We start from the raw sequence: 20,387 nt of genomic DNA on the forward strand, positions 1-20,387 counted from the left end.
ACCTATATAAACAATAATTACTGCGTCGGACGCTTAATATTTTATTAAGAGACTGGGTATCACCTGGAGCCCGGGGGGCCCCCGCTCAGACGGGGGCGCCCTGCCCCCGCCGCCGCGCGCCCCCGGGACCATCCACATCCATACCTATCCGCGCCGCTCCACACCGACCGACACCGGCCGGATTCGCTCGCAGAGGCGACCCGGACGAACGCGCGTGCGTCAGCACCCGTTTCGGGCGCTTCGGCGACCCGGACTCGGCTGACTCGCCGGACTCGCCGGACTTCAGCGCTTCGCGACGAACACGTGCGAGGCGATCTCCGCTACCAGCTCCGCGGCCTCGCCACCGCTGCCGACGAGCACACCGCCCGGAGACTCGGTCACGCTGACCACCGAGCCGGGCTGCACGCCGGCCCGCCGCAGCGTGTACATCAGCTGCGCGTCCGTCTGGATCGGCTCCCCGATCCGGCGGATGACGACGGTCTTGCCCTCGGTGCCCGGGTCGAGCTCGGACAGACTGACCATGCCCTCCTCCAGGAACGGGTCCGCCTCGGCCTTCTCCCCCAGCTCCTCCAGGCCCGGGATCGGGTTGCCGTACGGGGACTCGGTCGGATGACGCAGCAGCTCCAGCACCCGCCGCTCCACCGCCTCGCTCATCACGTGCTCCCAGCGGCAGGCCTCGGCGTGCACCTGCTCCCACTCCAGGCCGATGACGTCGACGAGGAGGCACTCCGCGAGCCGGTGCTTGCGCATCACGCGCGTGGCGAGCCGTCGCCCCTCGTCCGTCAGCTCCAGGTGCCGGTCGCTGGCGACGGCCACCAGGCCGTCCCGCTCCATCCGCGCCACCGTCTGGCTCACCGTCGGACCGCTCTGGTCGAGCCGCTCGGCGATACGGGCGCGCATGGGGACCACACCTTCCTCTTCCAGCTCGAGGATGGTGCGGAGATACATCTCCGTGGTATCGATCAGTCCGGACATTCGTGCCCCTCGGATTGCGTGCGCTGGCCCTGCCCCCAATTCTGACGCATCGGGCCGACAACCGTCCCGTGCCGGAGCGCAAGGCCTGTTCCGGACTGCCCGAAACCTGCCCCGGCACTTCGCATTACGGATGCCGCCGGGCCTTTCGTCCCCTGGATTGACGTTCGTATTGACACGCCCTTGGTCCAGACCGCACGGTGAGCGGCGGACACGGACGACAACCTTCACCCCACTCCCACCCCGGAAGGCCATCGGCGTATGAGCGAGAGCAAGCTGGCCGGTCAGTTCTTCGACGCCGCGATCGGCCTGCTGGAGCGGGTGCGGGACGAGGAGTCCGCGCGCATCGGCGAGGCCGGCGCGATCATCGCGGACGCCGTGGCCGCCGGGAACAAGCTCTTCGCCTTCGGCGCCGGGCACTCCTCGCTCCCCGCCCAGGACGTCGTCTACCGGGCCGGCGGGCTCGCCCTGATGAACTTCCTCGCCGTCCCCGGCACCGCGGGCATCGACGTCATGCCCGCCACCCTCGGCAGCGCCCTGGAGCGCGTCGACGGCCTCGCCGGGGCCGTCCTGGACAGCAGCCCGGCCGCCGACGGCGACGTCCTCGTGATCATCTCCCTCTCCGGGCGCAACGCGCTGCCGGTCGAGATGGCCATGAACGCCCGCGCGATCGGCCTCAAGGTCATCGGCGTGACCTCGGTGGCCTACGCGACCGAGACCAAGTCGCGCCACGTCTCCGGCACCTTCCTCAAGGACCACTGCGACATCGTCCTCGACAGCAAGATCGCGGTCGGCGACGCGGAGCTCACCCTCGACGGCATCGAGGCCCCCTTCGCCCCCGCCTCCACGGTCGTGACCAGCGCGATCATGCAGGCGGTCATGGCCGCCGCGGCCGGCGAGCTCGTCGCCCGCGGGATCGAGCCGCCGCTGCTGCGCTCGGGCAACGTCGACGGCGGCCACGAGTGGAACGGCCGCGTCATGCAGGAGTACGGCGACCGGATCTTCTTCCGGCACTGAGCGGTCGCCGAGACCGCTCGGGCCGTCCGGTGCCGCCCCACGCCCGCCTCCCGCGCAGGGCGCTCCCGCTGCTCCCCGCCCTCGCCGCGGTGTTCCTCCTGGTGGCGGCCGCCGGTGCCTTCACCGCCGCGGCCCTGCCCGCAGGGCCCGTAACGGGCGCGTCCGGCTCGGGCTCCGGCGCGGGCTCCGGCTCCGGCTCGGCGTCCGCGACGGGCCCCGCGAGCGGCCCCGCGGCCGGGGGGAGCGGCGCGACCGGCCCCGCGGCAGGCCACGACCTCGAGCCGGACACCGTCCGCCGGCTCGACTCCGCGATCACCGCCGTGATGGAGCGGGCCGGCATCCCCGGCCTGGAGATCGGCCTGTGGATGCCCGGACGCGGCGACTACGTGAGGGCCTTCGGCGTGGCCGACGAGCGCACCGGCGCCCCGATGGAGCCCGGCCTGAGCACGCGCGTCGGCAGCGTGACGAAGACCTTCACCGTCACCGCCCTCCTCCAGCTCGCCGACCGCGGCCGCCTGGGCCTCGACGACCCGGTCGCCCGCTACGTCGACGGCGTGCCCGGCGGCGAGCACATCACCCTGCGCCAGCTCGCCGGCATGCGCAGCGGGCTCTACGACTACGCGGCCGACCCCGGCTGGCGCGAGGCGCTGCGCACCGATCCGAGGCGCGCGTACACCCCGGCGGAGCTGCTCGGCCACGCCTTCGCGCACCCGGCGAACTTCGCGCCGGGCACCGAGTGGGAGTACAGCAACACCAACACCGTCCTGATAGGGCTGGTCGTCGAGCGCGTCTCGGGGCAGGACCTCGGCGGCTACCTGCGCGAGCACGTCTTCGCCCCGCTCGGGCTGACCGGCACCGGTATCCCGGGCGTGGCCGGCTTCCCCGGGCCGCGCGTCCACGGGTCCACGGACTTCACCCCGACCGGCGCCGTCGCCGACGCCACCGACTGGAACCCCTCGTGGGCCTGGGCCGCCGGGGACGCCGTGTCCAGCCTGGAGGACCTGCACACCTGGCTCCCGGCCCTCGTGGACGGCCGCCTGCTCGAGCCCGCCACCCAGGCCGAGCGGCTGCGCACCGGGCCCACGGGCCGCGCGGGGGCCTCGTACGGGCTGGGCGTGCTGGAGGTCGGCGGCTGGATCGGGCACAACGGCGAGCTGCCGGGGTACGAGGCCCTCGCCGTGCAGCTGCCGGAGCTCGGGGCCACGCTGGTGGTCCTGATCAACTCCGACGTCGGCCGGCCGGGGTCCACGGCCGCCGCCCTGATCGGCGAGGCCGTCACCTCGATCGCGACCCCGGACCACGTGTGGAACCTCCCGGCGGCGGAATCCGGGCCCGGGGCGGCATCCGGGGCCGGGGTCGGGTCCGGGGCCCCTGGCGCGCCCGGACCCGGCGGTCACTGACCGCGCCGGCCGTCCCCCGCCAGGTCCAGGTCCGCCGCGACCCGGGCCGCGACCTCCTCCGCGTACGCCGCGTCCGCCCGCTCGAAGGCGGCCCGCGAGGGCCCGCGCAGGAACGTCAGCGTCCCCAGGCTCCGCCCCCGGCTGCGCAGCACCGTGCACAGCGCGTGCGCCGCGCCCTCCGGCCAGCGCCGGGCGCGCGTCCAGTCCCCCGCGGCCGCGCCGGGCGGCGCGCTCGTCCGCACCGACCCGGTCCGGTCCAGCGCCTGCAGCGCCGGGTGCCCGGCCTCGTACCGCACGGGGATCGCCCCGGGCTCGGGCAGCCCCGGCAGGCCCGGCGGGGACGCCGCCCAGCGCAGCAGCCGCGCGCGCCCCGGTTCCCGTACGAGGTCCCGTACGGGCACGTCCAGTACGTCGAGCAGCGCGTGCTCGGCGAAGCCCGCCAGGGCGAACTCCAGCCGTACGGCCGCCGCCTCCGCCGGGTCCTCGCACTCGGCGGCGGCCCGCCCGGCCCGGTACAGCTGGTGGGAGCGGAACCGCAGCTGCGCCGTGTCGAGCTGCGCCTGCCGGTCCTCGGTGACGTCCTGGAACAGCAGGCCGACGCCGAGCGGTACGGGCTCCTCGGCGAGCGGCGAGGCCAGCCGCAGGAACCCGCAGCGCCAGCACCGCCGCCGCACGCCCTCGGGGGTCCGTACGGACACCCAGAGCTCCACGGGGGCCGGGGGCGCGCCCTCGGCCAGTACGTGCTGCAGGGCCCCCTCCAGCTCCTCCACGCCCTGCGCGAGCAGCTCCCCGAGCGGCCGCCCGAGCAGCGCGGTCCGGCCGGAGCCGAAGGCGCGGGCGGCGTGCGCGTTGACCACGGCGGGTCGCAGGTCCACGTCGACAAGGACGACGCCCCAGGAGGCGTCCTCCATCAGCGCCTCGCTCAGCGCGATGGACCGCTCCAGGTCGATCTGCGCGTGCACCTCGCTGAAGGCGCAGTACACCCCGGCCGGCTTCCCGCCGGCGCCGGGCACCCCGGCGGACTGGGTCCGCACGAGCACCCGCCCGCCGTCCTTGGTGAGCAGCGCGAACTCGTGCACCTGCCGTCCCGGAACGTCCTGGGCGGCCATGAGTCTGTCCTGCACGTCCTGCGCGTCGGCGGCCCGTACGGCCCACCCCGCGAACCCCTTGCGCCCCACGGCCTCCCCCGCGGACCACCCCAGGATCCGCTCGGCCTCGCGGTTCCAGTGGGTGATCACGCCGTCGGCATCGAACGCGCACAGAGCGGCGTCCATCCCGTCCAAAAGCGCTGCGAGCAGATCGTCGGCAGTCTCATTACGTCCGGATGCAGTCACCTGGGCCCCCTGCAGGTGTTCGCGTGTGCGGCACGTCACGCAATTGAACTGGAACGTGACGCACCCCACACCCACTTCCCGCAATCCTCCCGGTTTGTCCGAGCCCCAGGGGTGGCGGTCAGCCGAAGCCCTCCTCGTCGACCGGAACCGCACGACCGGGACGGTCACACGTTCGGGTGAGCGCTACGGGCCCGTCCGCGCGGCCGGTCGCAGGTGGCTAGCGTCGGTCACATCACGAGAAGGGAGGTCACTCGCTCCCTCACAGAGTGACCAGCCCCAGTCATCACGATCCCCGGATCAGACGAGGTGCCTCGATGACTACGTTCTCCGCAGGTGAGCAGACCCACCGGGCTGTGCTTCCTCAGCAGCCTGCTCTGGAATCCGCGAGCGCAGACACCCCTGGGAGCAGGGACGAAACGGCTCGCGGACTCCCGGCCACCGAGCCGGGTACCGGCGTGGAACATGGGCGAGGGGAGACCGGCGGGAACCGCACCTGGACCCGTCGGCGGAACGCCGGAGCCGCTGCCCCCGCAGCGGCCACGGCAGAGACCGGGAGCGGTGACGCTCCCCGCAGGACCGCAAGCCGGGTGTTCGTCCTGGCAAAGGGCGGTGAGCCTCTCATGCCCTGCCACCCCGCCCGTGCCCGAGAGTTGATCGGCAGCGGCCGTGCAGTCGTGGCCCGGCGGGCTCCGTTCACCATCAGGCTCAAGGGCCGGACGCGCGAATCCTCCGCCGTCACGGGCGTGCAGGTGCGCCTCGATCCCGGCTCAAGGGCGACGGGGATCGCAGTGACCGACGAACGCTGCCGTGTCGATCCACAGGGCCGAGCCTCCATCGCACGCCGAGGGCTGACCACAATCGAGCTCCGACACCGCGGGCAGCAGATCCGCAACGGCATGACGCGCCGCGCGGGCTACCGCCGCCGACGCCGCTCGGCGAACCTCCGGCACCGGGCACCCCGCCACGACAACCGCACCCGGCCGAGCGGGTGGCTGCCCCCGTCCCTGCGACATCGCGTCGACTCCACGATGTCCCTGGTCACACGGCTGTGCCGGTACGCACCCGTTCTCGAGATCCATGTGGAACATGCCGCCTTCGATACGGCCGCTGTCGCAAGGGGCAGGCATCCCGGTACGCGGGAGAACCTTGACTCCACGCACACCGGACCCGAGGTCCGGGAGTTCCTCATGGCCAAGTGGAACAGGTCCTGTGCTTACTGCGCCGCCACCGACGTGACCCTCAACCTCGAGCACGTTCGCCCCAGGAGCCGGGGAGGATCGGACAGGGTCTCGAATCTCGTCCTCGCCTGCGTTCCCTGCAATCAGGCGAAGGGGACGCGACGGGTCGAGGAGTTCCTCGCCGACCGGCCGGACCGCTTGGAGCGCGTGATCGCCCAGCTCAGGAGGCCGCTGCAGGATGTCGCAGCCATGAACGCCACCAGGCACCGGCTCGTGGACACCCTCGCCACTCTGGGCGTGCCCGTGCATACCTGGTCGAGCGCCCGCACCCATGCGAACCGTGCCGTGATGGGGCTACCCAAGAGCCACACGCTCGATGCCCTGTCACTCGGGCTTCTCGATCACCATCGAGGAGATGCCGTCGTACGGGTGCCCACGCAGATCCTGGTGGTGACCTCGACGGGGCGTGGCTCGTACGCCAGAACCACCCCGGACCGCTTCGGCTTCCCACGCCTGCGACGGCCTCGCAGCAAGACCCATCACGGATACGCCACCGGCGACCTCGTGCGCGCCGTGGTTCCCCGTGGGAAGTGGGCCGGCACCTGGGTGGGACGCATCTCCGTCCGGACGAGCGGGCAGCATCGGATCACCACTCCGAGCAGCCGTTTCGACGTCTCGTACAAACATCTGCGGATGGTTCGGAGAGCCGACGGATACGTCTACGGATTCGCCCCCGAAATTCGCTTGAGCGGTGTCCGCGAGGCTGCCTACAGTGGCAGCACACTGAAAGGAGGTGATCCCGGAAATGTATGAACTCCGGACGCGTGAGGTGGCTGCGGGCTAAAGCGCCCGCTGTCGCACGCACCCAGTGCGGTGCCCGGCGGAGTCGCCGGCGCCAATCCCAAGCAGTCACCCGACCCGCGGGCTCGCCGGTACGTCCGGCCGGCTTCTCCCCACTGCAGGGGGAGAGACCCGAGCCCGCGGGTCGTCTGCGTTCTCGGGGGTTTCGGGCCCCCGCCTACGCCATTACGGGCACAGGCGTTCCACTCGCCACTTCTCCGCCTCCAGGACGTACTTCAGGCGGTCGTGCAGGCGGTTCTCGTGGCCCTGCCAGAACTCCACCGCGTCCGGGACCACCCGGATGCCGCCCCACTGCGGGGGGACCGGGACCTGTTCGCCCTCCGGATAGCGGGCCTCCAGCTCGGCGTAGCGGCGGTCCAGCTCGGCGCGCGAGGCGATGACCGCCGACTGCTCGCTGGCCCAGGCGCCCAGCTGGGAGCCGTGCGGGCGGGAGCGGAAGTACGCCGCCGTCTCGTCGCGGCCGATGCGCGAGGCGTGGCCCGTGACGATGACCTGGCGGGCGATCGGATGCCAGGGGAAGAGCAGGGAGACGTACGGGTTGGCGTCGATCTCCCGGCCCTTGCGGGAGTCGTAGTTCGTGAAGAAGACGAATCCCCGCTCGTCGAACTGCTTCAGCAGCACCGTGCGCGAGCTGGGACGTCCCTCGGGGGTCGCGGTCGAGACGACCATCGCGTTGGGCTCGAAGACGTGCGCGACGGCGGCGTCCTGGAACCAGCGGGCGAACTGGCCCATCGGCTCGTCGGCGAGGCTCTCCTCGGAGACGAGCTGCGAGCGGTACTGCTTGCGCATGACGGCGGGGTCAAGGTCCTGATCGTTCACCCGGTCATCCTCCCCCAGGCGACGCGTACGGGGTGTGCCGTATGTCACGCTTCCCCGCGCCTTGCGGAACGGACAAAATCTTGGGGCCGGTCCGACGGTTCCACATGGGTGACCATCGGCCGTGCCGGGCATCAACGGGGATGACCGCGCCGGACCGCGAATCACGCCGGGAGCCGCGCGTGTTCGCACTATCTGAGGAGCTGCCTGATGTCCGACTTCGTACCCGGGCTCGAAGGCGTCGTCGCGTTCGAGACGGAGATCGCCGAACCCGACAAGGAAGGCGGGTCCCTGCGCTACCGGGGTGTCGACATCGAAGACCTCGTGGGCCACGTCTCCTTCGGGAACGTCTGGGGTCTGCTGGTCGACGGTGCCTTCAACCCCGGGCTGCCTGCCGCCGAGCCCTTCCCGATCCCGGTGCACTCCGGTGACATCCGGGTCGACGTGCAGTCGGCGCTCGCCATGCTCGCCCCCGTGTGGGGTCTGAAACCGCTGCTCGACATCGACGAGCGCACCGCCCGCGACGATCTGGCGCGCGCCGCCGTGATGGCCCTTTCGTACGTCGCCCAGTCCGCCCGCGGCCAGGGCCGGCCGATGGTCCCGCAGAGCGAGATCGACAAGGCCGAGTCCGTCGTCGAGCGGTTCATGATCCGCTGGCGGGGCGAGCCCGACCCGAAGCACGTCAAGGCCGTCGACGCGTACTGGACCTCGGCCGCCGAGCACGGGATGAACGCTTCCACGTTCACCGCCCGGGTGATCGCCTCGACGGGTGCCGATGTCGCGGCCGCGCTGTCCGGGGCGGTCGGGGCGATGTCCGGGCCGCTGCACGGTGGGGCGCCGTCGCGGGTGCTGGGGATGATCGAGGAGATCGAGCGCACCGGCGACGCCGTGGCCTACGTGAAGAAGGCCCTGGACAAGGGCGAGCGGCTGATGGGCTTCGGCCACCGCGTCTACCGCGCCGAGGACCCGCGCGCCCGCGTGCTGCGGCGTACGGCCAAGGAGCTGGACGCCCCGCGCTACGAGGTGGCGGCCGCGCTGGAGAAGGCCGCGCTGGAGGAGCTGCACGCGCGGCGCCCCGACCGGGTGCTCGCGACCAACGTGGAGTTCTGGGCCGCGATCATGCTGGACTTCGCGGAGGTCCCGGCGCACATGTTCACCTCGATGTTCACGTGCGCCCGTACCGCCGGCTGGTCGGCGCACATCCTCGAGCAGAAGCGGACGGGCCGTCTGGTGCGTCCGTCGGCCCGCTACACCGGGCCGGGCGTCCGCAAGCCGAGCTCCATCGAGGGGTTCTCCGACATCACGGATCTGGCGCGCAGCTGAGCTGAGCCCGGTGGGGCCGGGCTGGGCTGGGCTGGGCTGGTTACGGCTGCCACCGCACAGGGTTGCCGAGTCGCTAAGCCGAACGCAGAAGGGCACCGCCCCCTCCGGGGTGCGGTGCCCTTCTGCGTCAGGTCAACACCGCGTCCAGGATGCGGGCCCACTGCGCCACCACCCGTGCCCTGCGGGCCGTGTCGTCCGTGAGGACGTTGGCCAGGCCCAGGCCGCGGGCCATGTCGAGGAGGCCCTGCACGGTTTCCCGTACGCCGGGTACGGACTCGTCCGCGCCCAGCAGTTCCACGGCGATGCGGTGGGTCTCGCGGCCGACGCGGGCCTCCAGCTCGGTGACCCGGGGGCGCAGCTGCTCCTCGTTGGAGGCGGCCACCCACAGCTGGAGGGCGGCGCGGAAGAGTACGCCCGTGTACATGTCCACGAGGGCTTCGACGACTGCGGGGCGCGCCGCCGGGCCGGCCTGGAAGAGCTCGCGCAGGGCGGTGGAGCGTTCCTCGGCCACGTACTCGACGGCCGCGGTGAACAGGTCCTCGCGGGTCGGGAAGTGGTGCTGGGCCGCGCCCCGTGAGACCCCGGCCCGTTCCGCGACGACGGACACCGTGGAGCCCGCCCAGCCGTGTTCGGCCAGGCAGGAGACGGCCGCTTCCAGCAGGTGGCGGCGGGTGACCCGGCTGCGGGCCTGCTTGGGGCCGGTCGCCGTCGTCAGCGCCGCCATGACGGGTCCCGGCGCTCGAAGCGGGCGGTGATGCCCTCGCGGGCCTCGGCGGAGGCGAAGTGGCGGGCCGAGAGTTCGGTGAGTGCGGGTCCGTCCTCGGCCAGGGCGGCTCGTACGGGGGCTGTGAGCAGGCTTTTTGTGGCTGCCAGGGCTTGGGGGCCCGCTTTGCGGAGGCCTTCGAGGAGGGGCGCGAGGATCTTGTCCACATCCTCGCCGTCGAGGGTGAGGAGGCCGATGCGGGTGGCTTCGGCGGCGTCGAAGGCCTCGGCGGTCAGGAAGTAGCGGGCGGCCGCGCGGGGGTCCAGGCGGGGCAGCAGGGGTGCGGAGATGACGGCCGGGACGACGCCGATGTGGGTCTCGGTGAAGGCGTACGTGGACGCGGGGCCGGCGGCGGCGATGTCGCAGGCGCCGAGCAGGCCGAGGCCGCCCGCGCGGACGTGGCCGGTGACGCGGGCGACCACGGGCTTGGGGAGTTCGGTGATCTCGCGGAGGAGGGCGAGGAAGTCGGCGGGGTCGCAGGGGGTCTTGAGGTCGGCGCCCGCGCAGAAGGTGTTGCCGGTGTGGGTGAGGACGACCGCGGCTGTGGTCTCGTCGGCGGCGGCTTCGACGAGGGCGGCCCTGAGTTCTTCGACCAGGGGCGCGGAGAGGGCGTTGCGGTTGGCCGGGGAGTCCAGGGTGAGGGTGGTGACGCCGGTCGCTCGCGCGGCGTGGACCAGTGGGGGCATGTCTCCTCCGGAGGGGGTGTGGGGGCGGGTCCCCTCCGGGGAGGGTATGCGGGGGGTGCCGGGGCCGGGGGCGGGGTGGTGGGTGGGGGCTAGTAGGACTTGGGGAGGCCCAGGGTTTGGTGGGAGATGAAGTTGAGGATCATCTCGCGGCTGACCGGGGCGATGCGGGCGACCCTGGAGGCGGTGATCAGGGCGGCGAGGCCGTATTCGCGGGTGAGGCCGTTGCCGCCCAGGGTGTGGACGGACTGGTCGACCGCGCGTACGCAGGCTTCGCCGGCGGCGTACTTGGCCATGTTGGCGGCTTCGCCCGCGCCCATGTCGTCGCCGGCGTCGTAGAGGTGGGCGGCCTTCTGCATCATCAGGCGGGCGAGTTCCAGCTCGATGTGGGCGGCCGCCAGGGGGTGGGCGATGGCCTGGTGGGCGCCGATGGGAGCCTTCCAGACCTGGCGGGTCTTGGCGTAATCGACGGCCTTGTCCAGGGCGTAGCGGCCCATGCCGATGGCGAAGGCGGCCGTCATGATCCGTTCCGGGTTGAGGCCCGCGAAGAGCTGGAGGAGGCCCGCGTCCTCGTCTCCGACCAGGGCGGAGGAGGGAAGTCGTACGTTCTCGAGGGTGAGCTCGAATTGCTTTTCCGCCGCCTGGAGTTCCATGTCGATGGCGGTGTGCTCGAAGCCCGGGGTGTCGCGGGGGACGATGAACAGGCAGGGCTTGAGGCTGCCGGTGCGGGCGTCTTCCGTGCGGCCGACGATGAGGGTGGCGTCGGCGATGTCCACGCCGGAGATGAAGACCTTGCGGCCGGTCAGCAGCCAGTCCTCGCCGTCGCGGCGGGCGGTGGTGGTGATGCGGTGGGAGTTGGAGCCGGCGTCGGGTTCGGTGATGCCGAAGGCCATGGTGCGGGTGCCGTCGGCGAGGCCGGGGAGCCAGGAGCGCTTCTGTTCCTCGGTGCCGAAGCGGGCGATGACCGTGCCGCAGATGGCCGGTGAGACGATCATCATGAGGAGGGGACAGCCCGCGGCCCCGAGTTCCTCGAGGACGATGGAGAGTTCGGCGATGCCGCCGCCTCCGCCGCCGTACTCCTCGGGGAGGTTGACCCCGAGGTAGCCGAGCTTGGCGGCGTCGGCCCACAGTTCGTCGGGGTGGCGGCCCTCCCGGGCGAGGCGGGCCAGGTACTCGCGGCCGTACTTCTGGCCGAGGGCGGCGACGGCCGCGCGCAGGGCCTTGTGTTCTTCGGTTTCGAGCGTGGTGGTGGAGCTCATGCTTCCTCCTGGACTACGGCGAGCAGGGCGCCGAATTCGACCTGTTGGCCGGTGACGGCGTGGAGCGCGGTGAGCGTGCCGGAGGCGGGCGCGAGGATGCGGTGTTCCATCTTCATCGCCTCCAGCCAGAGCAGGGGCTGCCCGGCGGTGACCGTTGAGCCGGGGGCGAGGCCTTCGGCTACGCGGACGACGGTGCCGGGCATGGGGGCGAGCAGGGAGCCCGGTTCGGTGCGGTCCTGGGGGTCCGCGAACCGGGGGACGGGGGTCAGGGTGTGGGAGCCGGCGTGTGCGGAGTCCACGTGGATCTCGGGGTTGTTCGAATTCTGTTTCACGTGGAACACGCGGCGGATTCCGTCGACTTCGAGGGTGACCAGGTCCCTAGTGGCCTTCAGGACTCGAACATTGGGGTGGTCCACGAGTTCCGGGGGACCGTTGCGGGTCGGGCGGTAGCCGATCTCGTACTCGGTGCCGGCCGTCGTGTAGCGGCGGGTCTGCGGCTGGGAGCGGAGGTTGCGCCAGCCGCCGAGGCGGACGGCCAGGGGGGCGTCGGGGGCGGGGGCCGCCTCGGCGAGGGCGGCGGCCAGCGCGGAGAGTGCGGGGGCCGGGTCGTCCGGGGCGGTTTCGGTGAGGGCGGGCAGGTGGCGCTCGTAGAAGCCGGTGTCGAGCCGGCCGGCGGCGAACTCCGGGTGCCGCAGGGACCGTACGAGGAGCTCGCGGTTGGTGGTCAGCCCGTGGATGCGGGCTGAGGCGAGGGCGTGCGCGAGGGCGCGTACGGCCTCGGCGCGGGTCGGGGCGTGCGCGACGACCTTGGCGAGCATGGGGTCGTAGTGGACGGAGACCGTGTCCCCGTCGGTGAAACCCGTATCCACGCGGACCGTTGAGGGAAAGGCGAGGGTCTGCAGGACGCCGGTCTGCGGGCGCCAGTCATGGGCCGGGTCCTCGGCGTAGAGGCGGACCTCGACGGCGTGTCCGGTGGGCTGCGGGGGCGTGAGCGGGAGGGGTGCGCCCTCGGCGATGCGGAGTTGGAGGGCGACCAGGTCCAGGCCGAAGACGGCCTCGGTGACGGGGTGTTCCACCTGGAGGCGGGTGTTCATCTCCAGGAAGTACGGGCGGCCCTCGGCGGTGACGAGGAACTCGACGGTGCCCGCGCCCTGGTACGAGACCGCCCGCGCGGCGGCGACGGCCGCCTCGTGCAGGCTCGTGCGCAGGGTCTCGGGCAGGCCGGGCGCGGGGGCCTCTTCGATGACCTTCTGGTGGCGCCGCTGGAGGGAGCAGTCGCGGGTGCCCAGCGCCCAGACGGTGCCGTGGGCGTCGGCGAGGATCTGCACCTCTACGTGGCGGCCGCGTTCCACGTAGGGCTCGGCGAAGACCTCGCCGTCGCCGAAGGCGGAGCGGGCCTCGGCGCGGGCCGCCTCCAGTTCCTCCTTGAGCGCGTCGAGGTCCCGTACGACGCGCATCCCGCGGCCTCCGCCGCCCGCCGCGGCCTTGAGGAGCAGCGGGAGGTCGGCGGCGGTGGCTTCGGCCGGATCGACGGGCTCCAGGAGCGGGACGCCGGCGGCGCGCATCAGCTCCTTGGCCCGGGTCTTGGAGGCCATGGCCTCGATGGCCCGGGGCGGCGGGCCGATCCAGGTGAGTCCGGCGGCCTGGACCTCGCGGGCGAAGTCGGCGTTCTCGGAGAGGAATCCGTAGCCGGGGTGGACGGCGTCGGCCCCGGCCGCGAGGGCGGCCTTGATGATCAGGTCGCCGCGCAGGTAGGTGTCGGCGGGGGCCGCGCCGGGGAGTCGTACGGCCGTGTCGGCGGTGCGTACGTGCAGGGCGTCGGCGTCGGGGTCGGAGTGGACGGCCACGGTGGCCAGGCCCAGGGCACTGGCCGTGCGGAAGACGCGGACGGCGATCTCGCCGCGGTTGGCCACCAGGACGGAGGACAGGAGGGTGCTGGGCAGGGTGCTGGGGAGAGTCATGTGCGGGCTCACATCCGGAAGACGCCGAAGCCGCCACGGGCGCCCTCGACGGGGGCGTTGTGGACGGCCGACAGGCACAGGCCGAGGACGGTCCGGGTGTCGCGCGGGTCGATGACCCCGTCGTCGTACAGCCGGCCGGACAGGAACATGGGCAGGGATTCGGACTCGATCTGCGCCTCGACGAAGGCGCGCATGCCGGCGTCCGCCTCTTCGTCGTAGGGCTGCCCCTTCGCGGCGGCCGACTGGCGCGACACGATGGAGAGCACGCCGGCGAGCTGGGCGGGGCCCATGACGGCGGATTTGGCGCTGGGCCAGGCGAAGAGGAAGCGGGGCTCGTAGGCGCGGCCGCACATGCCGTAGTGGCCGGCGCCGTAGCTGGCGCCGATGAGGACGGACAGGTGCGGGACCTTCGAGTTCGACACCGCGTTGATCATCATCGAGCCGTGCTTGATGATGCCGCCCTGCTCGTACTCCTTGCCGACCATGTAGCCGGTGGTGTTGTGGAGGAAGAGGAGCGGGATGTCGCGCTGGTTGGCGAGCTGGATGAACTGGGCGGCCTTCTGCGATTCCGCGCTGAACAGCACGCCCTGGGCGTTGGCGAGGATGCCGACCGGGTAGCCGTGGAGGGTGGCCCAGCCGGTGACCAGGCTGGTGCCGTAGAGGGGCTTGAACTCGTCGAAGTCGGAGGCGTCGACGATCCGGGCGATGACCTCGCGGGGGTCGAAGGGGGTCTTGAGGTCGGCGGGGACGATGCCGAGCAGTTCCTCGGGGTCGTGCAGCGGCTCCTGTGCGGGCCGCGGATCGGGCTGCGGCTTGCGGTGGTTCAGGCGGGCGACCACGCGGCGGGCCTGGCGGATGGCGTCGTGCTCGTCGAGGGCGTAGTAGTCGGCGAGGCCGGAGGTACGGGCGTGCATGTCGGCGCCGCCGAGGGACTCGTCGTCGCTCTCCTCGCCGGTGGCCATCTTCACCAGCGGCGGACCGCCGAGGAACACCTTCGAACGGTCCTTGATCATGATGGTGTGGTCGGACATCCCGGGGATGTACGCGCCGCCGGCGGTGGAGTTGCCGAAGACGACGGCGATGGTGGGGATGCCCTCCGCCGAGAGCCGGGTGATGTCGCGGAAGATCGCGCCGCCCGGGATGAAGATCTCCTTCTGGGAGGGGAGATCGGCGCCGCCGGACTCCACGAGGCTGATGCAGGGGAGCCGGTTCTGGCGGGCGATCTCGTTGGCCCGCAGGGCCTTCTTGAGGGTCCAGGGGTTCGAGGCGCCGCCCCGGACGGTGGGGTCGTTGGCGGTCACCAGGCACTCGACGCCCTCGACCGTGCCGATGCCGGTGACCATCGAAGCCCCGACCGGATAGTCGCTGCCCCAGGCGGCGAGCGGGGACAGCTCCAGGAACGGGGTGTCCGGATCGAGCAGCAGCTCGATCCGCTCCCGGGCGAGGAGCTTGCCGCGCTGCTTGTGGCGGGCGGTGTACTTCTCCCCACCGCCGAGCAGGGCCCCCGCGTGCGCGGCGTCGAGCTCGGCGAGCCGTTCCAGGGCGGCGGTACGCGCCTGCGCGTGCTCGGGGGCGAGCGGGTCGACGGCGGTCTTGAGACGGGTCACGGGGTCCCCTCCGGGGTGGTGGGCGCGGGCGTTCGCGACGGTGGGGGCGGGGTGGCCGGGGCATCGAGCAGGGCTGCGGGGATGTCCATGTGGCGGGAGCGGAGCCACTCGCCGAGGGCCTTGGCCTGGGGGTCGAAACGGTGGCCGGAGGCGACGCCGTCGCCGAGGACGCGGGTGATCGTGAAGTTGAGGGACCGGAGGTTGGGGAGCTCGGCGCGGGTCACTTCCAGGGGGGCCGTCTCGGGGAGCAGTGCCTTGAAGGCGTCGACGGTGAGGGTGGCGCGGAGCCAGTCCCATGCGGGGGCGGTCTCGACCCACACGCCGACGTTGGCATCACCGCCCTTGTCGCCGCTGCGGGCCCCCACGAGCCGCCCGAGCGGCACCCTGCGCGTGGGGCCCGCGCTGCGGGTCGTGGTGGGCCCTGCGGGGCTTTCCCCCGCCCCGCCCTTTCCCGAAACCGGGCTCCGCCCGGACCCTTCGGGGGACTCCGGCGGAGTCACCCGGACGCGCGTGCCGTCCGGGAGGACTGCCGTGTGGGGGGCCTCGGCGGCCGGGGTCGTGGTGGACGTGAAGGTGCCGTACGGCTGGGGCGGGGTCGGGGGGGCCGTGACGTGGAAGCCCGGGTAGCTCGCCAGGGCCAGCTCGATCGCCGCCGAGGTCAGGGCGCGGCCCACCCGGTCGGGAGAGGGGTCCCGGACCACCAGGCGCAGGAGGGCGCTCGCCGTCTCCTCCGTTTCCGCGTCCTCGTGGTCCGTACGGGCGAGGGTCCAGGCGACCGAGGCCACGGAGGAGAGGAGGGGTGCCAGCTGCGAGCGCACCAGCGCCGACTTCTCCTCGATGTCCAGGCCCGTCAGGACGAAGACCACCTCGTTGCGCCAGCCCCCGATCCGGGTCACCCCCACCTTCAGGGTCGCCGGCGGGGCCTCCCCCAGGGTTCCGGAGATCGCCACCCGGTCGGGGCCCGCCTGCGTCAGCCGTACCGTGTCCAGGCGGGCCGTCGCGTCGGGGCCCAGGTAGCGGGCGCCCTGGGTCTCGTACAGGAGCTGCGCCGTGACCGTGCCGACCGAGACGACGCCGCCCGTGCCCGGGTGCTTGGTGATGACCGAGGAGCCGTCCTCGGAGATCTCCGCCAGCGGGAAGCCCGGCCGGGAGACGTCGTGCCGGGTGAAGAAGGCGTAGTTGCCGCCGGTGGCCTGCGTCCCGCATTCCAGTACGTGGCCCGCCACCACCGCCCCGGCCAGCCGGTCGTGGTCGTCCGGAGCCCAGTCGAACCACCAGGCCGCCGGCCCGCTGACCAGCGCCGCGTCCGTGACCCGGCCGGTCACCACCACGTCCGCGCCCGCCCGCAGGCAGGCGGTGATGCCCGCACCGCCGAGGTAGGCGTTCGCGGTGAGCGCGCCCTCCCCGTACGGCATCAGGTCGTCGCCCTCCACGTGCGCGACCGCGACGGGGACCGACAGTTTCGCGGCCAGCGCCCGTACCTCGCCGGCGAGTCCCGCCGGGTTCAGTCCGCCCGCGTTCACGACGATCCGTACGCCCCGCTCGTGCGCGAGGCCGAGGCACTCCTCCAGCTGGCGCAGGAAGGTTTTGGCGTAGCCGAGTTCCGGGTTCTTCACACGGTCGCGGCCGAGGATCAGCATGGTCAGCTCGGCGAGGTAGTCCCCCGTCAGCACGTCGAGGGGGCCGTCCGTCAGCATCTCGCGCAGGGCGGAGGAACGGTCTCCGTAGAAGCCCGACGCATTGCCGATGCGCAGCGGGCGCCGGGTCACCGGGAGGCCCCCGGCGCGCGGCCCGGGCCCGCCGGGCCCGCGAAGGCCTGGGCGATGTCGAGCCAGCGGTCGGCGTCGGGGCCGGACGCCGTCAGGGCGAGGTCGGCGCGGTGGGCGCGCTGGGTCACCAGGAGGCAGAAGTCGAGGGCGGGGCCGGTGATCCGCTGCGGCGCGTCCTCGGGGCCGTACGTCCACACCTCGGCGGAGCCGGGAGCGGTCAGCTCCACCCGGAACTCCCCCGCCGGCGCCGCCAGTCCCCGTACCGCGTACGCGTAGTCGCGCGCCCGTACGCCGATGCGTGCCACGTGCCGCAGCCGGCCGGTCGGGACGCGGTGCACGCCGAGCGCGTCGGCCACGTCCTGGCCGTGCGCCCAGGTCTCCATCAGGCGGGCGCTCGCCATCGACGCGGCCTTCATCGGCGGCCCGTACCAGGGGAACTTCGCTTCGGGCGAGGCCGCGGCGAGGGCCCCGTCGAGGGCGGTACGGCCCTCCCGCCAGCGGGTGAGCAGTTCGGCGGGGGCCAGCGCGGCCCCGGCCTCGGCGCCCTCGTCGACGAAGGTGTCGGGCGCCTTGACGGCTTCCTCGACCAGTTCCGCGAAGGCGGCGGCGTCGGTGAGGGCGAGCAGCGAGGCCCGGTCGGTCCAGTGCAGGTGGGCGATCTGGTGGGCGATGCTCCAGCCGGGCGCGGGCGTGGGCCGCGCCCAGTCGGCGGCGGACAACTCCCCCACCAGGGCATCGAGTTCCCTGCCCTCCTCGTGGAGATCGACGAAGACGGCGACAGCGGACGGATCGGGCACGGGTGCGCTCCCCTTCTCGGCGTGAGGGGAAGCCTGGCAGCCGTCCACAAAACAATCAAGCGTGCTTGCATTATTTTTCGAACGCGCCGTTCGGCTTCGCCCGAGCCCTCCCGCACCGCGTCAACTCGGCGCTGCGGTAGCCGGTTTCGGCGAGGTTGCGCGTGACGTGCGCCTGCGGAGAGGATCGGCGCCATGGTCAACGAGATGCCCGAGGGCACGGTCAGCGGCCCGATCGGCGGCCCGGTCAAGGGCCCGGTCAAGGGCGTGATGTTCGACTTCTCCGGAACCCTGTTCCGCGTGGAGCCCACCGAGGACTGGCTGCGCGCGGTCGTGGCGGAAACCGGGCTCGACCTGCCCGAGGCCGAACTCGTGGACTGCGCGCGCCGCCTGGAGGAAGCCGGAGCCCTGCCCGGAGGGGCGAACCCGCGCCGGCTGCCGCACCGTCTCGAGGCGCTGTGGCGGGTGCGGGACCTGAACTTCGACAACCACCGGACCGTCTACACCGCCCTCGCCCGGGAGGCCTCGCTGCCCGCGCCGGAGCTGGCCGACGCCCTGTACGCCCGGCACCACACCCCCGCGGCCTGGCGGCCCTACCCCGATACCGCCTCCACCCTCGTCGCCCTGCGCGAGCGCGGCATCCCGGTCGCCGTCGTCAGCAACATCGGCTGGGACCTGCGGCCCGTCTTCCGGGCGCACGGGCTGCACCCCTACGTCGACTCCTACCTGCTCTCCTTCGAGCAGGGGGTCCAGAAGCCCGATCCCCGGCTCTTCCGGGCCGCCTGCGAAGCGCTCGGACAGGAGCCCGCCGACGTGCTCATGGTCGGCGACGACCACGTCGCGGACGCGGGGGCCGCGGCCCTGGGGTGCCGGGTCGAACTGGTCGCCCACCTGCCGGTCGACCAGCGGCCGGACGCACTGGGCGCGGTGCTCGGGCTGCTCTGAGACGGCCGGCTCACGCACCCGCGGGAGACCGGCGGGTCAGGTCCATGGTCCAGTTGAGGAGCCAGCTCTCGCCCCGGTCGGTGGAGAAGTACTGCTCCCAGCGCGGGCTGTCCGTCAGCGTCCCCGACCACACGAAGCGCACCTGGACCGGCGTGCCCCCGCTGGTGTCCTCGCCGTGGAAGACGCCCCTGCCCGTGCCCGGCTCGAAGCTTCCCGCGACGGGCGGGAAGAGGGTCCCGGTCCGGGCGCTCGCCCAGTTGAGGGTCCACTGGCCGCGCTCGTGGTCGTAGAGCCGCAGGGTCAGGCCGGCGGCGCCCTTCGTCGGGAACTCGATCTCGTCGAAGTTCGCGGCGCCGCCGAAGTGGCGGGTGACCCTGGAGATCCCGGGGAACTCCTCCCATCCGCCGTCGGGGTCGAGGGCGTCGACGAGGCGGCGGTTGGCCACGTCCCAGGCGCCGACGAGGAAGTCGAAGTCGTTCATGCGGGCTCTCCCCTGAGTGTTCCGGTGTTCCGGTGTTCCGGTGCTGATGGGGATGACCGTAGGGGCACTCCACTGACATCCTTTGTCAGTGGAGTGCCCATGAAATCCAGCCGACTGCTCTCGATCCTGCTGCTGCTCCAGACCAGGGGCCGGATGACCGCCGCCGAGCTCGCCGAGGAGCTCGAGGTGTCCGTCCGTACGGTCTACCGCGACGCGGAGGCGCTGGCCGCCTCCGGTGTCCCGCTGTACGGCGACGCCGGCCACAGCGGCGGCTACCAGCTCCTCGACGGCTACCGGACCCGTCTCACCGGCCTGGCCGCGGGCGAGGCGGAAGCCCTGTTCCTCACCTCGATGCCCGGCCCGGCCGCCGAACTCGGCCTCGGCCGCGCCCTGTCCGCCGCCCAGCTGAAACTGCGCGCCGCCCTGCCCGCGGAGCTGCGCGCGCAGGCCGACCGGATGCGGCTGCGGTTCCACCTGGACGCGCCGGGCTGGTACGCGGAGCACGAGGAGACCCCGCACCTGGGGCGGGTGGCCGACGCGGTGTGGCGGGGGCGGGTGATCGAGGTCCGGTACCGGCGCTGGAAGGCGCCCCACGAGGTGGACCGGCGCCTGGCCCCGTACGGGCTGGTCCTGAAGGCCGGGCGCTGGTACCTGGTCGCGGGCGCGGCGGGCCCGGCAGGCACGGCGAGCCCGGCAGGCACGGCGGCCGGCGCTCCGGCGCGCCGGCCGGAGCCGGTGGCCGTGGAGCCCGCCGGGCCGTACACCTACCGGGTGGACCAGGTCCTGGCGGTCCGGGAGACCGGCGAGGAGTGCGTGCTCCCGGACGGGTTCGAGCTGGCCGCCCACTGGCAGCGCACCCAGGCGGAGTTCCACGAGCGGCTGCACCCGGAGCAGGCGGAGGTACGGCTGTCCGCGCGGGGAGCGGCCCGGCTGACCGGGGCCCAGGCCAAGGCCCTGGCGGCGGCCGGGACCCCGGACCCCGAACTGCCCGGGTGGACACGGGTGGTGCTGCCGATCGAGTCGCAGGCGCACGCGGAGTCGCAGTTCCTGGAACTGGGCGCGGAGGCGGAGGTCCTCGCCCCGCCGGAGCTGCGGGAGCGGATCGCGGCGGCCGTCACCGCGATGGCCGCCCGGTACGGAGCCACGGCCCCGGCAGGGCCCGGAAATCCGTACCCGGACCAATCCGGCTGAGGCCTTCCCTCCGCCCCCGCACCGCTGGGATGC

17 protein-coding genes are annotated in these 20,387 nt (G+C 72.9%); 6 read left to right on the plus strand and 11 right to left on the minus strand.

The genetic code is table 11. The annotated features are described in order from the left end of the window. Positions 1-282: 282 nt before the first annotated feature. Positions 283-975, minus strand: a complete 693-nt coding sequence (locus ACWGDE_RS05545) for a metal-dependent transcriptional regulator (RefSeq protein ID WP_453387670.1) — start codon at positions 973-975, stop codon at positions 283-285. Positions 976-1,233: 258 nt separating this feature from the next. On the opposite strand from ACWGDE_RS05545, the gene ACWGDE_RS05550 reads away from it, so the two are divergent. Then, positions 1,234-1,989: an SIS domain-containing protein gene (locus ACWGDE_RS05550; RefSeq protein ID WP_453387671.1), complete on the plus strand. Its 756-nt coding sequence runs from the start codon at positions 1,234-1,236 to the stop codon at positions 1,987-1,989. Positions 1,990-2,018: 29 nt separating this feature from the next. Then, positions 2,019-3,389, plus strand: a complete 1,371-nt coding sequence (locus ACWGDE_RS05555) for a serine hydrolase domain-containing protein (RefSeq protein ID WP_453387672.1) — start codon at positions 2,019-2,021, stop codon at positions 3,387-3,389. Here ACWGDE_RS05555 and ACWGDE_RS05560 read toward each other — a convergent pair. Further along, the gene (locus tag ACWGDE_RS05560) at positions 3,383-4,723 is read right to left on the minus strand and encodes a PAS domain-containing protein (RefSeq protein WP_453387673.1); all 1,341 of its coding nucleotides are present in this window, start codon (positions 4,721-4,723) and stop codon (positions 3,383-3,385) included. The two genes, ACWGDE_RS05555 and ACWGDE_RS05560, sit on opposite strands and share 7 nt — an antisense overlap. 587 nt (positions 4,724-5,310) lie before the next feature. Between ACWGDE_RS05560 and iscB the strand changes: the two genes are divergently transcribed. Beyond that, a complete protein-coding gene (gene iscB, locus ACWGDE_RS05565; protein ID WP_453387674.1) occupies positions 5,311-6,714 on the plus strand; it encodes an RNA-guided endonuclease IscB in 1,404 nt (467 codons plus the stop codon). Between the two features lie 213 nt (positions 6,715-6,927). On the opposite strand, the gene pdxH is transcribed toward iscB, so the two are convergent. After that, positions 6,928-7,551 carry a pyridoxamine 5'-phosphate oxidase gene (gene pdxH / locus ACWGDE_RS05570; RefSeq protein ID WP_453387709.1) on the minus strand — a complete coding sequence of 208 codons (624 nt, stop codon included), beginning with the start codon at positions 7,549-7,551 and terminating at the stop codon, positions 6,928-6,930. 237 nt (positions 7,552-7,788) lie between these two features. Here pdxH and ACWGDE_RS05575 point away from each other — a divergent pair, with 237 nt between their 5' ends. Continuing rightward, on the plus strand, positions 7,789-8,901 hold the full coding sequence (locus ACWGDE_RS05575; RefSeq protein WP_453387675.1) for a citrate synthase 2: 1,113 nt from the start codon (positions 7,789-7,791) through the stop codon (positions 8,899-8,901). Positions 8,902-9,028: 127 nt separating this feature from the next. Here ACWGDE_RS05575 and ACWGDE_RS05580 read toward each other — a convergent pair whose 3' ends face one another. From ACWGDE_RS05580 to ACWGDE_RS05610, 7 genes are all read right to left on the minus strand, one after another. Continuing rightward, entirely contained in the window at positions 9,029-9,625 is a 597-nt protein-coding gene (locus ACWGDE_RS05580; protein ID WP_453387676.1) for a TetR/AcrR family transcriptional regulator, read from the minus strand. Beyond that, positions 9,613-10,350, minus strand: a complete 738-nt coding sequence (locus tag ACWGDE_RS05585) for an enoyl-CoA hydratase family protein (protein WP_453387677.1) — start codon at positions 10,348-10,350, stop codon at positions 9,613-9,615. The genes ACWGDE_RS05580 and ACWGDE_RS05585 overlap by 13 nt, the downstream gene beginning before the upstream one ends. Positions 10,351-10,439: 89 nt before the next feature. Further along, positions 10,440-11,606 (minus strand): acyl-CoA dehydrogenase family protein, encoded by a 1,167-nt coding sequence (locus ACWGDE_RS05590; RefSeq protein ID WP_453387678.1) that lies wholly within the window; start codon positions 11,604-11,606, stop codon positions 10,440-10,442. After that, complete coding sequence (locus tag ACWGDE_RS05595; protein ID WP_453387679.1) at positions 11,603-13,567, minus strand: acetyl/propionyl/methylcrotonyl-CoA carboxylase subunit alpha; 1,965 nt, start codon at positions 13,565-13,567, stop codon at positions 11,603-11,605. The genes ACWGDE_RS05590 and ACWGDE_RS05595 overlap by 4 nt, the downstream gene beginning before the upstream one ends. An 8-nt stretch (positions 13,568-13,575) precedes the next feature. After that, the gene (locus ACWGDE_RS05600; protein ID WP_453387680.1) at positions 13,576-15,174 is read right to left on the minus strand and encodes an acyl-CoA carboxylase subunit beta; all 1,599 of its coding nucleotides are present in this window, start codon (positions 15,172-15,174) and stop codon (positions 13,576-13,578) included. Continuing rightward, positions 15,171-16,871, minus strand: a complete 1,701-nt coding sequence (locus ACWGDE_RS05605; RefSeq protein ID WP_453387710.1) for an acyclic terpene utilization AtuA family protein — start codon at positions 16,869-16,871, stop codon at positions 15,171-15,173. The genes ACWGDE_RS05600 and ACWGDE_RS05605 overlap by 4 nt, the downstream gene beginning before the upstream one ends. Before the next feature lie 68 nt (positions 16,872-16,939). Continuing rightward, positions 16,940-17,740, minus strand: coding sequence for a TIGR03084 family metal-binding protein (locus ACWGDE_RS05610; RefSeq protein ID WP_453387681.1), 801 nt, complete (start codon positions 17,738-17,740; stop codon positions 16,940-16,942). Between the two features lie 204 nt (positions 17,741-17,944). On the opposite strand from ACWGDE_RS05610, the gene ACWGDE_RS05615 reads away from it, so the two are divergent. Next, positions 17,945-18,682, plus strand: a complete 738-nt coding sequence (locus tag ACWGDE_RS05615) for an HAD family hydrolase (RefSeq protein ID WP_453387711.1) — start codon at positions 17,945-17,947, stop codon at positions 18,680-18,682. Positions 18,683-18,692: 10 nt separating this feature from the next. Here the strand turns inward: ACWGDE_RS05615 and ACWGDE_RS05620 are convergent, their stop codons facing one another. After that, on the minus strand, positions 18,693-19,163 hold the full coding sequence (locus ACWGDE_RS05620) for a hypothetical protein (protein ID WP_453387682.1): 471 nt from the start codon (positions 19,161-19,163) through the stop codon (positions 18,693-18,695). 99 nt (positions 19,164-19,262) lie between these two features. Here ACWGDE_RS05620 and ACWGDE_RS05625 point away from each other — a divergent pair, with 99 nt between their 5' ends. After that, entirely contained in the window at positions 19,263-20,354 is a 1,092-nt protein-coding gene (locus ACWGDE_RS05625; protein WP_453387683.1) for a helix-turn-helix transcriptional regulator, read from the plus strand. Positions 20,355-20,387: the final 33 nt, after the last annotated feature.

The organism is Streptomyces sp. NPDC054956 (genome assembly GCF_053609185.1).